Origin of the sequence: Staphylococcus simulans (genome assembly GCF_025561465.1) — a bacterium.
Lineage (GTDB): Bacteria > Bacillota > Bacilli > Staphylococcales > Staphylococcaceae > Staphylococcus > Staphylococcus simulans.
Map to the genome: position 1 here is coordinate 1,712,775 of NZ_CP095100.1, position 11,914 is coordinate 1,724,688.

The 11,914-nt window shown below is 38.8% G+C and carries 13 protein-coding genes; 1 reads left to right on the plus strand and 12 read right to left on the minus strand.

Going from position 1 to position 11,914, the window contains the following annotated elements; all coding sequences use genetic code 11:
• Window positions 1-34: 34 nt before the first annotated feature.
• From rnc to MUA87_RS08035, 11 genes are all read right to left on the minus strand, one after another.
• The gene (gene rnc / locus MUA87_RS07985; RefSeq protein ID WP_394356893.1) at window positions 35-742 is read right to left on the minus strand and encodes a ribonuclease III; all 708 of its coding nucleotides are present in this window, start codon (window positions 740-742) and stop codon (window positions 35-37) included.
• Window positions 743-901: 159 nt separating this feature from the next.
• A complete protein-coding gene (locus MUA87_RS07990) occupies window positions 902-1,135 on the minus strand; it encodes an acyl carrier protein (protein ID WP_002480667.1) in 234 nt (77 codons plus the stop codon).
• A 124-nt stretch (window positions 1,136-1,259) separates the two neighbouring features.
• Window positions 1,260-1,997, minus strand: coding sequence for a 3-oxoacyl-[acyl-carrier-protein] reductase (fabG, locus tag MUA87_RS07995; protein ID WP_262550467.1), 738 nt, complete (start codon window positions 1,995-1,997; stop codon window positions 1,260-1,262).
• Complete coding sequence (fabD, locus tag MUA87_RS08000) at window positions 1,990-2,916, minus strand: ACP S-malonyltransferase (protein WP_002480665.1); 927 nt, start codon at window positions 2,914-2,916, stop codon at window positions 1,990-1,992. Before fabD ends, fabG begins: the two co-directional genes overlap by 8 nt.
• Window positions 2,909-3,895, minus strand: a complete 987-nt coding sequence (gene plsX, locus MUA87_RS08005; protein ID WP_060803494.1) for a phosphate acyltransferase PlsX — start codon at window positions 3,893-3,895, stop codon at window positions 2,909-2,911. The genes fabD and plsX overlap by 8 nt, the downstream gene beginning before the upstream one ends.
• Window positions 3,896-3,902: 7 nt before the next feature.
• The gene (fapR, locus tag MUA87_RS08010) at window positions 3,903-4,460 is read right to left on the minus strand and encodes a transcription factor FapR (protein ID WP_002480663.1); all 558 of its coding nucleotides are present in this window, start codon (window positions 4,458-4,460) and stop codon (window positions 3,903-3,905) included.
• Window positions 4,461-4,637: 177 nt separating this feature from the next.
• Window positions 4,638-6,692, minus strand: coding sequence for an ATP-dependent DNA helicase RecG (gene recG, locus MUA87_RS08015; RefSeq protein ID WP_119563975.1), 2,055 nt, complete (start codon window positions 6,690-6,692; stop codon window positions 4,638-4,640).
• Between the two features lies 1 nt (window position 6,693).
• The gene (gene sdaAA, locus MUA87_RS08020) at window positions 6,694-7,563 is read right to left on the minus strand and encodes an L-serine ammonia-lyase, iron-sulfur-dependent, subunit alpha (protein WP_023015721.1); all 870 of its coding nucleotides are present in this window, start codon (window positions 7,561-7,563) and stop codon (window positions 6,694-6,696) included.
• 19 nt (window positions 7,564-7,582) lie between these two features.
• Window positions 7,583-8,245 (minus strand): L-serine ammonia-lyase, iron-sulfur-dependent subunit beta, encoded by a 663-nt coding sequence (gene sdaAB / locus MUA87_RS08025; RefSeq protein ID WP_060803492.1) that lies wholly within the window; start codon window positions 8,243-8,245, stop codon window positions 7,583-7,585.
• 239 nt (window positions 8,246-8,484) lie between these two features.
• Window positions 8,485-10,131 carry a fatty acid kinase catalytic subunit FakA gene (fakA, locus tag MUA87_RS08030; RefSeq protein ID WP_037556357.1) on the minus strand — a complete coding sequence of 549 codons (1,647 nt, stop codon included), beginning with the start codon at window positions 10,129-10,131 and terminating at the stop codon, window positions 8,485-8,487.
• 12 nt (window positions 10,132-10,143) lie between these two features.
• Window positions 10,144-10,518, minus strand: coding sequence for an Asp23/Gls24 family envelope stress response protein (locus MUA87_RS08035; RefSeq protein ID WP_002480658.1), 375 nt, complete (start codon window positions 10,516-10,518; stop codon window positions 10,144-10,146).
• 347 nt (window positions 10,519-10,865) lie between these two features.
• Here MUA87_RS08035 and rpmB point away from each other — a divergent pair, with 347 nt between their 5' ends.
• Window positions 10,866-11,054: a 50S ribosomal protein L28 gene (gene rpmB, locus MUA87_RS08040; RefSeq protein ID WP_000517908.1), complete on the plus strand. Its 189-nt coding sequence runs from the start codon at window positions 10,866-10,868 to the stop codon at window positions 11,052-11,054.
• A 197-nt stretch (window positions 11,055-11,251) separates the two neighbouring features.
• Here rpmB and MUA87_RS08045 read toward each other — a convergent pair whose 3' ends face one another.
• On the minus strand, window positions 11,252-11,902 hold the full coding sequence (locus MUA87_RS08045; RefSeq protein ID WP_262550471.1) for a thiamine diphosphokinase: 651 nt from the start codon (window positions 11,900-11,902) through the stop codon (window positions 11,252-11,254).
• Between the last annotated feature and the right edge of the window lie 12 nt (window positions 11,903-11,914).

Genomic DNA, 11,914 nt, shown 5'->3' on the forward strand with positions numbered 1-11,914 from the left:
CTCGATCTCCCTATCACTGTTTGACACAGCTTGTTCATTGTTTCTGATTCATCACTTTATAAGCCTTCTCTGCGGCTTTTTGTTCTGATTCTTTCTTCGTTCTGCCTTGGCCTTCTGCCACCGCTTCACCTTCTAATAACACTTCTGAGGTAAAGAGACGGTGATGTGCTGGACCTTCTTCATGAATTAAACGATATGTGACACTGCCTTTATTCAAGCGATGAATATATTCTTGGAATTGTGTTTTAAAGTCAATGACACCCATTAGCGCATCATCTTCAACGTATGGGAAGATAACTTCTTGCGCAAATTGCCATACCACATCTAATCCTTGATCTAAGTATAAAGCGCCTACAAAAGCTTCAAAGGCATCTGATACGAGCGACGGACGTGTGCGTCCACCAGTTTTTTCTTCGCCTTTGCCAAGTAGGATTAATTCATTTAATTTGATTTTATTCGCAAATATTACAAGTGAGGGTTCACAAACGATGGTCGCGCGCATTTTTGTCAGATTCCCTTCAGGCAATCCTGGATATTTGTCATATAAATACCGTGAAACCGTCAATTCTAATACCGCATCTCCTAAGAACTCTAAGCGCTCATTATGCGCAAGTCGGTCCATATTAAAATCGTTGATAAAACTAGAATGTGAAAATGCTTGTTGATAAAGAGGTAAATGGTCATACGTGAGATGTAACATCTCCATTTTTTGTGCAAACTTTTTATTAAAAGCCTGCAGCATAGCGTCTTTCTTATGCTTGGTCAAAAGATGACCTCCTTTTAATTTTACAGAATACAACATCGCGCTGTATGCGCTTATGTGTCTCATTTTACGTGAATTTAATGCAAAACAAAAGAAAAATCTGAGTCGCTGATTAAGACGACTCAGATAATATTGTTATTATTTTTCAAGGTTGTTGATGAAGTTTACTGCGTCACCAACTGTATTGATTTTTTCAGCTTCTTCATCTGGAATTTCAGTACCGAACTCGTCTTCTAATTCCATAACTAATTCTGCGATATCAAGTGAGTCAGCGCCTAAATCATCTTTGAAAGATGCATCTTCAGTTACTTTGTCAGCATCTACACCTAAACGGTCAACGATGATATCTTTAACTTTATCGAAGTTTTCCACGTCGATTCACCTCCTTTAAAAAGCCTATACGACTCTATTATTTTCCCATTTTATCATCAAGAATACAAGTAGGATTACCCCACAAAATAGTGTAATCCCACTACTTCTCGTGAATTAATGGTTATTATTCCATAAACATACCGCCATTAACATGGATAGTTTGGCCAGTAATGTATTTTGCTTTGTCAGAAGCTAAGAAAGCTACTGTGTTCGCAATGTCTGTATCTTCGCCGAAACGGCCTAATGGAATTTGTGATTTCATTTGATCTTTAAGATCGTCATTCAACGCATCTGTCATATCAGAAACGATAAAGCCTGGTGCTACTGCGTTAACTGTAATGTTACGTGACGCAAGTTCACGTGCTGCAGTTTTTGTTAAACCGATAACCCCTGCTTTAGTCGCAACGTAGTTTGCTTGACCAGGGTTGCCGACTGCGCCCACCACACTAGATAAGTTGATGATTGCACCGCTTCTTTGTTTCATCATTTGACGTGTTGCTTTTTGAATACAGTTGAACACACCTTTTAAGTTTGTGTTGATCACGTCATCCCATTCTTGTTCTTTCATACGCATTAATAAGTTATCACGTGTAATACCTGCGTTGTTGACTAATACGTCTAAAGAACCGAATTGTTTTACGACTTCTTGAATCATGTCTTTAACTTCATCAGGATTTGCAACATTTGCTTGAATCGCAAAGGCTTCGACGCCTTTATCCTTGATTTCTTCGACAACTGCTTCTGCTTTGTCTTTATTGCCCGCATAGTTGACTGCGACATTATAACCTTCTTCAGCTAGCTGTAACGCAATACTGCGCCCAATACCTCTTGAAGCTCCTGTTACTAATGCACTTTTACTCATGTTCATTCCATCCTTTAACATCTTCGAGTGTTTGAATCGAAGTTAATTTAACGTCTCTGTTGATTTTCTTGATTAAGCCCGATAAAACTTTGCCTGGTCCGATTTCAATAAAGTGATCGACACCTTGTTCAATTAAATACTCTGTTGATTGAATGAATTGAACTGGTGAATACAATTGTTTGACCATGTTTTGTTTAATCACTTCTGCGTCAGTTTCAGCTTGCGCATGATAGTTTTGAACAACCGGAATTTCAGCATCGTGCCATTCGAATTGATTGATGTAATCTTCGAAGTCTTTTTCAATGACTTGCATCATAGATGAGTGGAAAGGTCCTGACACTTTTAATGGTAAGACACGTTTCGCACCTAAGCTTTTACCTTCTTTTACAATACGATCAATCGCTGTTTTATGGCCTGAAACTACAACTTGACCTGGTGAGTTGATGTTCGCCGGTTCAATAATAGAACCTTCTTCTGATAAATCTTCACAGATTTTTGCGACATCATCATAATCTAAACCAAGTACCGCTGCCATGCTGCCGACACCGCTTGGGAAAGCTTGTGCCATCAATTCGCCTCTTTTACGGACGATTTTAACCGCATCTTCGAATGCTAAGACTTTTGCTGCGACTAAACTTGAATACTCACCCAAGCTGTGTCCCATTGTATAGTCCGCATCAACATCACCTAATGCGTTTAATAACGCAATACTATGTGTTAACAATGCCGGTTGTGTGTTTTCAGTTTCGCCTAGTTTACCTTCTTCATCTGTAAACATAGTTTCTAATAAATCAAAGCCTGCCGCATCTTGTGCAGCATCTAAAATTTCAGTAGCTTTTGTATCTTGTTGATACAAATCTTGCGCCATACCTACTTTTTGTGCACCTTGTCCTGGAAAAATAATTGCTGTTTTACCCATTTTGTTCACCTACCGTCTCTTTCATTACTTCAACAATATGTTGTTCTCCTGCGATTTTCGCTTGGCGAATCGCAGAATAAAAAGCCCTCGCATTAGAACTGCCATGTGCTTTAACCACAATACCATCTAAACCAAGTAGTACAGAACCGCCATATTCAGCGTAATCCATTTTTTTACTCATGTTGCTTAAGTCTTTCTTCAAGACTAAGGCAGCTAATTTATTTTTAAAGCTTGCCATTAATGTAGACTTTAACATTTTACCGATTGATTTCGCAGTGCCTTCTAAATTCTTTAAGACCATATTGCCTGTAAAGCCATCAGTGACCACGACATCAGCCGCATCTTCCATTAAAGTTTTCGCTTCAACATTTCCTGAGAAATAGAATGATGGATCAGCTTTCATTAAATCATACGTCGCTTTCGTTAGACTGTTACCTTTTTTCGCTTCAGTTCCGATGTTTAATAATGCGACTTTCGGTGCGCCGATACCACGGATTTTCTCAGCGTAAATATTGCCGAGTTGCGCATACTGTAATAAATGTTCCGGTTTCGCATCCGCATTCGCACCGACATCTAAGAACACAAAACCTTTACCTGAAACTGTCGGTAAAGTTACAACTAATGCTGGACGTGCGACACCTTTAATACGGCCGACAATAAATAAACCTGCTGACATCAAAGCACCGGTATTACCAGCTGAGACACAACCAGAAGCTTCACCATCTTTAACTGCTTGTGCAGCTCTGACCATTGAACTGTCTTTCTTACGTTTTATGGCACGAACCGGCTCATCTTCCATTTCGATTTCTTCAGTCGTATGACGGAAATCCAAACGGTCATGTTTCAGTGTGCACTGTGCTTCATCTCCGAATAAAATTATATGTAAATCTGGGAAGTCATTCAACGCTTGCTCTACCGCTTCTAACACGATACCCGGTGCGTCATCTCCGCCCATCATATCAATGGCTAATGTCACCATTTCGTGATCACTCCTCGTTATAATAATACATTTTAAATGTACCTTTAAAAACACATTTATCTTTCACATAAGAAGAAACCGCAACAGTAATATATTTCGAACCGAAATCAACCACTTGCGCAAAGGCATGGACTGTATCATGCAGTTTCACTTGTTTTAAAAACGTCACTTGGCTTTCTCTTGTCAGCACCATACTCTTTTGGATTAAAGCAACGCATAATGAATTCGCTTGCGCAAAAAGAATATGTCCACGTGCAATGTCATTACGTGTAAAGACTGAATCTTCCGTAATATAAATTAAAGATTCTGCAGTCACATCTGGTTCTACCCGGATTAAATCTCCGATAATCTCATTTCCTTCTATTGCACGAATATGCTTATAGTTATGCTCAGCAACGGTTTTAATACGTTTACGTAATTCTGGAATCTTCAAAAACGTTCTATCTAATCTGATGGTTTGGATACTGACAGAAAATAAATCACTGAGTTCATTATCAGTCATAAAGGGGTTTTCCTGCAGTCGTTGTTTGATAGCTTCACGTCGTTCTTGTTTCTTCAACTTCATCGCTTTACCCCCTAATTAGTACCAAGTCTTAAGACTACCTACATATCATATCATTTTCTCTTAAATTTGCTCAACAAAAAACACAACAGCCTAATTAAGTATAGTGTATCGAAATTAGTCTGTTGTGTCATGTATTGTTAAATCAAAAGGATTTGTCTTTATTTAAAGCGTTCATTTTTAATCAAAACTTGTATGCAAGAGGTTTTGTTCTACAAAGTTGCGCAAAATCGCGTATTGGTCTGTAAAGAAGACACCTGATTGAATAAGTTCTGCCGCTTCATCTCTTGCGACTTCTAACATACGATAATCTTCGACTATGTTTGCGACTAAGAAATCAGGCAGACCACTTTGTTTTACCCCGAAGAAATCACCAGGTCCACGCATTTCTAAGTCACGCTCACTCAGTTCAAATCCATCTGTCGTTTGCGTCATAATAGTCATACGCTCAATCCCTGTTTCTGTTTTAGGAGAGGCAATCAGCACACAATAACTTTGATGGTCGCTACGACCGACACGACCTCTTAACTGATGGAGTGTAGATAAACCGAAACGATCAGCATCATAAATAATCATAAATGTCGCATTCGGTACGTTTACACCCACTTCAACCACTGTAGTTGAAACTAAAATATCAATGTCATGTTGGTTAAAGCGCTGCATTACATCATCTTTTTCATCTGCAGGCATTTTACCATGGAGTAAGCCGACGCGACCGACACCATAATGTTGTTCGAGTGATTCATATAACTCTACGACGTTTTGTACATCTTCTAAGTGTTCCGAACTCTCAATTAGCGGACTGATCACATAAGCTTGTCTGCCTTTATTTAATTCTGCTGTCATTTGGTTTAGGACCGATTCATAGGCTTCATGTTTTGCCCACATCGTTTTAATTGGTTTACGACCTTTAGGCAATTGTTTAATCGATGACACATCCATTTCACCGAAAACAGAAATGGCTAATGTTCTTGGAATCGGTGTCGCAGTCATAAAGAGCACATTCGTCATGGCTCCCTTTTCACGTAATGCTTGGCGTTGGTTAACACCAAAGCGATGTTGTTCATCGGTAATCACTAGTCCTACATTTTGGAAAGAGACATCATCTTGAATCAAGGCATGTGTACCGATTAGACAATCAATTGTGCCGTTTTCAAGTTGCTCTAGTAAGAGTTTTCGCTTCTTACCTTTAACTGAACCTGTCAGTAACGCAACATTCATGCGGTCGCCAAATAGCTCCGTTAAACTTTCCGCATGTTGTTCCGCTAAGATTTCAGTCGGTACCATTAAGGCAGATTGATAACCTGCTGTCTTTAAGGCATACATACATAAAGCGGCTACGACTGTTTTACCAGAACCTACGTCACCTTGAAGGAGGCGGTGCATGCGAAGCGGTGCTTTCAAATCTCTGAAAATTTCATTCACTGCAGTTTTTTGCGCGTCCGTTAATTCAAACGGTAAACTGTCAATAAAATCTTTGACTTGTGCTAAATCATAATCAATTTCAATCGCTTCATCACTCGATTTTTCTAAACGATTCAACCACTGCATTCGCAATTCAAATAAGAACAACTCAGTAAAAGCGTATGTTCTGCGCGCTTTTAATAACGCTGTTTTATTATCTGCGTAATGCAACGTTCTAATCGTTGACGCTAACGATTCTAGTTTATATTTTTGACGTAAATCTTCAGATAGCCATTCGTTGATTTCAATATCATCTAACACTTTACGAATGATATCTCGAAGCGTCTTTTGTTTAATGCCTTCTTTAATACGATAGACGGGTTCTAATTGTTCGCCGTCTTGTGTTTGTTCTGGCTGATTCGTCGTAAAGAGACGCATGCCATTGATTTCTTGTTTCGCACGATTCCATTTACCTTTAATTGTCACATGGTCATGCAAGTTGATTTTCTTTTTTAAATACGGTTGGTTAAAAAACACAGCTTTTACCGCAATATTGTTGACCATTAAATGGACAGTAACTTTAGAACGGTTTCTGCCAAAAAAAGCGACAGTGGGCGTTGTGTAAACTTCGCCGACCACTGTCACAGTTGATTGATCTTCTGCTTGGTTTAAATCTACCACACTATTATCTTCATAGCGTACAGGTAAATAAAGCACTAAATCTTCTACGTTATAAATATTTAATTCATTTAACACCGCTATACGTTTTGGACCTAAACCTTTGATTTGGTCTAACGTATACGGCTGATCAATGAGGTTTACTTTAGACATGTTAATCACCAAATATTTGTTGTTTTAAGCGTTGGCCGGTTGGTGTTCCAGCGAGGCCGCCACGTCCTGTTTCACGCAGTGCAGAAGGCATCGTCTGCCCGATACGATACATTGCTTCTATCACTTCATCTGTCGGAATACGCGACGTCACGCCCGCAAGTGCCATATCCGCTGACACAAGCGCATTCGAAGCACCTGCCGCATTTCTCTTTACGCAAGGCACTTCAACTAATCCCGCTACCGGGTCACATACTAAACCTAGCATATTCTTCATACAAATTGCAAAAGCTTCAGCTGATTGCTGCGGCGTACCACCAGCCATTTCAACCGTTGCGGCTGCAGCCATCGCAGCGGCAGAACCGACTTCTGCCTGACAGCCGCCTGATGCACCAGAAATGGATGCGTTATTCGCAACCACAAAGCCGAATGCACCTGCTGTCAACAAGAAGTTCAACATATCACGTTGCGTAGGATTAAAACGATGCTTAATCGCAAATAATACACCCGGCACAACCCCTGCAGAACCCGCAGTCGGTGTCGCACAAATTTTCCCCATTGCCGCGTTCACTTCATTAGTTGCCACTGCTTTACTCACCGCATCTAATAAAACCGGACCCGATAAAGCTTGTCCGCTTTCTAAATATCTTTTAATCAGTACTGCATCGCCACCCGTTAAACCCGTTGTAGAAGTCACCCCGTTTAAGCCTTCTTCTAAGGCATTTTCCATCGTTTTAAAATGATGCGACATCCCCGCATATACTTCCTCAGCTGTCGCACCCGTCACGTCCATTTCTTGCTCTAACATAATTTCATGAATCGCTTTGTCTTCAGTTTCACATCTCTTTACTAATTCTTCTACTGTTTGAAACATCTTATATCCCCCTCTCTTTCTAATCTTCCATTAAGGATACCGCTGTAACATCATTAACCATTCTAATTTGATCTAAGATAGCTTCATCCGGTCTTTCATCTAATTCACAAGTCATCAATGCAGAATCTCCTTTTTCTTTACGCGCAACTTGCATAGAACCGACATTAATACTGGCTTCTCCTAAAATATTCGTGACTCGTCCGATAGTTCCGAAGGTATCTCGATGAAAGACTAATAATGTTGGATAGTTACCTGAGATACTGATTGGGAAACCATTAATAGCGACAATTTCAATTTTGCCTCCACCGATAGAAACACCCTCAACAGATAACGTTTGATCACCTTTCGACATACTTAATACCGTCGTATTCGGATGCGGTTTATCTTCATGCATAGAAATAAAGTTAACAGTCATTCCTAATTCTTCTGCCGTCTGTAAACTGGTCTTGATACGGTCATCGTCTGTATCATAACCAAGCAAGCCTCCAACTAATGCAACATCTGTCCCATGACCTTGATAGGTTTCCATAAACGAACCATATAAATAAATATCGACACGGTCTGGCAAATCCCCGAATAATTCACGTGCAACCATTCCGATTCTAACTGCCCCTGCAGTATGAGACGATGAAGGTCCGACCATCGTCGGTCCGATAATTTCAAAGACGCTTTTAAATTTCATGTTAATTCCCCCTCGCATTAATTTTTGATTATTGCAACTATTTTAAATATTATAACAATTATTCTCGTAAATAAGCACTTATTTTTACACTAATCTTACAAAACTTTTGTATTTCATCGTTTTTGTCATGTACAAACTATAAGTTTTCTATATTTATGCTTACACACAGAAAAATCCACTTAGACCGCTTTAGTCTAAGTGAATTTTTTTATATACATTACTTTATATGATTTTCAACGTTATTCTACAGAGAATAAATATGGATAAATCGGTTGATCGCCGACTTGTTCATCGACTTCTGCATCAGGATAAGTTTCTTCTAACCATTCTGTTAATGCTTCAGTTGTTTCTGCATCAGCATCTTCACCTGTAATTACTGTAACAATTTCAGTTTCATCATCCATCATATCAGCTAACAATGCTTTCGCTGCTTCTAATTGTGTTTTCTGACTTGAAACAATTTTACCTTCTTTAAGGCCCATAAATTCGCCTTCTTTGATTTCTACACCATCAATTGTAGTATTACGTACAGCGTTCGTAATAGAACCAGAAGTCACATCTTCTAATGCTTGTGTCATATTTGATTGATTATCTTCTAATGACGCATCTGGTAAATATTGGAACATCGCCGCAATCCCTTGTGGAATAGATTTCGTCGGAATAACTACTGTTTCAGCTTCAACAATCTCAGCTGCTTGATCACTCGCCATTTGAATGTTTTTGTTATTCGGCAAGATAATAGCTTTTTTCGCACCAGATTGTTCAATCACTTTAACGATGTCTTCTGTTGATGGGTTCATTGTTTGACCGCCATTAATAATAGACGTTGCACCCATTGATTTAAAGATATCTGAAATACCATTACCCATAGAAATCGCAATAATCGCAGTTTCTACTTGTGGTGTTTCATCGTTAGATTTTTGTTTTTCTTTATTGACCACATTGCGGTGTTGTTCACGCATATTTTCAGCTTTGACTTTAATCAATTCACCATACTCTTGGCCATAGTTGAAGACTTCACCTGGATGTTCAGAGTGCACATGCACTTTCACGATTTCATCATCATTGATGACAAGTAAAGAATCTCCGAATTTAGACATGTCTTCACGGAATTGCTGCTCATTGAATGGACGTTTATGTTTGTCAAAACGTACCATCATTTCCGTACAGTAACCATAGACGATATCTTCTGTATTAATGACACCATGGAAATCATGTTCGTCATTCACAAATGTTTCAGTATCTAGTTTTGGTTTTGTCGCTTCGACTTTTTCACCTTTCATCGCAATTAAGAAACCTTCATAAACACACATTAAACCTTTACCGCCACTGTCGACTACGCCGACTTCTTTAAGTACTGGTAATTGGTTCGGTGTGTTTTCTAAGGCAACTTGACCATATGCGATAATCGCTTCTAAGACTTCTACACAGTCTTCAGTCGATTGTGCTTTCTCAACACCTGCTTTAGCCGCTTCTTTCGCAACCGTTAAAATTGTCCCTTCTACCGGTTTCATCACTGCTTTATAAGCTGTTTCAATACCCGCTTCAAAGCTTTCTGCGAAGGCTTTCGCATCTAGTGTTTCTAAGTCTTCCATATTCTGACAGAAGCCTCTGAAAATTTGTGATAGAATCACGCCTGAGTTCCCGCGGGCACCCATTAATAAGCCTTTAGAAAATGTCTTTCCTAAGGCTCCGATGTGATGTGAAGCATTTTGTTCGACTTCTTCTCTCCCAGAAGTCATCGTAAGATTCATGTTCGTCCCTGTGTCGCCATCTGGCACTGGATAAACATTTAATGCATTGACTAGCTCTGCATTATTTGATAAATTTTGTGCCCCTTGGATCACCATGTCGGCAAATAATTTACCATCTATTTTGCTGATCATCATGTCTTCCTCCTAATGTTTCTTGCCATAATTATTCATACGTACACCCTGTACATAAATGTTGATTGAATTGACTTTCAAATTTAAAGTTTTTTCCAAAGTATATTTAACAGTAGATTGTACATTATTCGCTACTTCAGAAATCTTAATGCCATAACTTACTATAATATACATATCAACGTCAATTGCTTTGTCATTTGAACGCACCACAATTCCGCGTGCATAATTTTCATGACCTAAAATTTCCGCAATGCCGTCTCTGACTTGTTGTTTGGATGCCATTCCGACAATACCATAACATTCTACGGCTTTACCACCTACTACTGAAGCGATCACGTCGTTGGAAACGTCGATATTGCCGTATTCATTGGTAATTTCTAATGTCATTATGAGTTCCTCCTTAAATATAGGTCTAATCAGTTATGATTTATGTTTTGGATTCATTACATACTATTATATAATGAATAACACAATTTCGCCTTTTAAATGCCGGATTTTACTCTTGGCTCATCCTTATAAAATCATTGCGTGGTTATAAGTCCACGTCGCCGCTTTTTAATAAAAACGCATACATAGACATTTACAAATTATAACACAATTTTGTTCCTTGTTTAGAATAACTTAAAATATTCTTGAAAGCTATAATTTTTGGTTGCCAATCTGAAAAATATATGCTAAATTAGGAAAGTATATCATAAGTCAGTGTGTTTATATTTATTAAAGGAGGTACTTTCATGGGTAAACAATGTTTCGTAACAGGTCGTAAAGCTTCGACTGGTAATCGTCGTTCACACGCTTTAAACTCTACTAAACGTAGATGGAATGCTAACCTTCAAAAAGTTAGAATCCTAGTAGACGGAAAACCTAAAAAAGTTTGGGTTTCTGCACGTGCTTTAAAATCTGGTAAAGTAACTAGAGTTTAATAAATATTAAGCACATGACAAAAACGACTCGTATGTGGCGGGTCGTTTTTTTCTTGTCTTAAAACAGCGATTTAGTCTTTTTAATGATATATTGTACGAAAAACAGCGGATGATGGTTTGCTTATGCATCATCCGCTGTTTTTTTATTGATGTGTTGTCATAAAGAAGGTTGCGTGTTTATTTGTATTCAGCTCATTTTATAATGAATGTTGTGCATCTCTGCTTCTGATGGCTAGGATACCGCCAGATTCTACCTCGATTGTGCCTCGGTAAGCTGCAATTTCGTTTGAAATGGTTAAGGTTGAGCCTTGGTGGAGTGTTTGGTTTTGAAGCGGATATTTAAAGCCTGTCAGTGAAATCACTGTATTAGATCTTTGCGGCACAAACGATACATAAGGCATATGCTTATCATACGTCATATGATATTCGCCTTTTTCTAAATATGAAATTTCATTATTCGTATCAATAATGCGAATCACAATACCCGCTTCTACATATTCAGGCACTTGCAGCAGTTGTACGGCACCTAAGAAATGATCCAGTCTGCCGCCTGTCGCACCATAAATATCAATTTCGTCAAAACCGCATTCCACTGCTTCTTTGACACCTAACCCTAAATCAGTATCCGCTTTTTCTGCTTTAACTGGGTTAATATCTAGCTTCGTTTTTAATTCAGTACGTTCCTCGTCCGTCACTGAATCAAAATCACCCAATGAAAAGATCGGTTCAATTTCATGTTCTATTAAAATTAAAGCACCGCGATCAATACCGCCCCACTCTTCTTCAGATTTATCTTCTAATAAATGTTTCGGCAAATGACGATCGCCGCATAATAGATTAATTTTCATAGCGTCACCCTG

What these genes read in the sequence shown, in the direction of transcription:
- rpmB (WP_000517908.1), top strand. Translation starts at nt 10,866, where the DNA reads ATGGGTAAACAATGTTTCGTAACAGGTCGTAAAGCTTCGACTGGTAAT.
- fabG (WP_262550467.1), bottom strand. Translation starts at nt 1,997, where the DNA reads ATGAGTAAAAGTGCATTAGTAACAGGAGCTTCAAGAGGTATTGGGCGC.
- MUA87_RS08035 (WP_002480658.1), bottom strand. Translation starts at nt 10,518, where the DNA reads ATGACATTAGAAATTACCAATGAATACGGCAATATCGACGTTTCCAAC.
- sdaAB (WP_060803492.1), bottom strand. Translation starts at nt 8,245, where the DNA reads ATGAAATTTAAAAGCGTCTTTGAAATTATCGGACCGACGATGGTCGGA.
- fapR (WP_002480663.1), bottom strand. Translation starts at nt 4,460, where the DNA reads ATGAAGTTGAAGAAACAAGAACGACGTGAAGCTATCAAACAACGACTG.
- plsX (WP_060803494.1), bottom strand. Translation starts at nt 3,895, where the DNA reads ATGGTGACATTAGCCATTGATATGATGGGCGGAGATGACGCACCGGGT.
- fabD (WP_002480665.1), bottom strand. Translation starts at nt 2,916, where the DNA reads ATGGGTAAAACAGCAATTATTTTTCCAGGACAAGGTGCACAAAAAGTA.
- fakA (WP_037556357.1), bottom strand. Translation starts at nt 10,131, where the DNA reads ATGATCAGCAAAATAGATGGTAAATTATTTGCCGACATGGTGATCCAA.
- MUA87_RS08045 (WP_262550471.1), bottom strand. Translation starts at nt 11,902, where the DNA reads ATGAAAATTAATCTATTATGCGGCGATCGTCATTTGCCGAAACATTTA.
- rnc (WP_394356893.1), bottom strand. Translation starts at nt 742, where the DNA reads ATGCTGCAGGCTTTTAATAAAAAGTTTGCACAAAAAATGGAGATGTTA.
- recG (WP_119563975.1), bottom strand. Translation starts at nt 6,692, where the DNA reads ATGTCTAAAGTAAACCTCATTGATCAGCCGTATACGTTAGACCAAATC.
- sdaAA (WP_023015721.1), bottom strand. Translation starts at nt 7,563, where the DNA reads ATGTTTCAAACAGTAGAAGAATTAGTAAAGAGATGTGAAACTGAAGAC.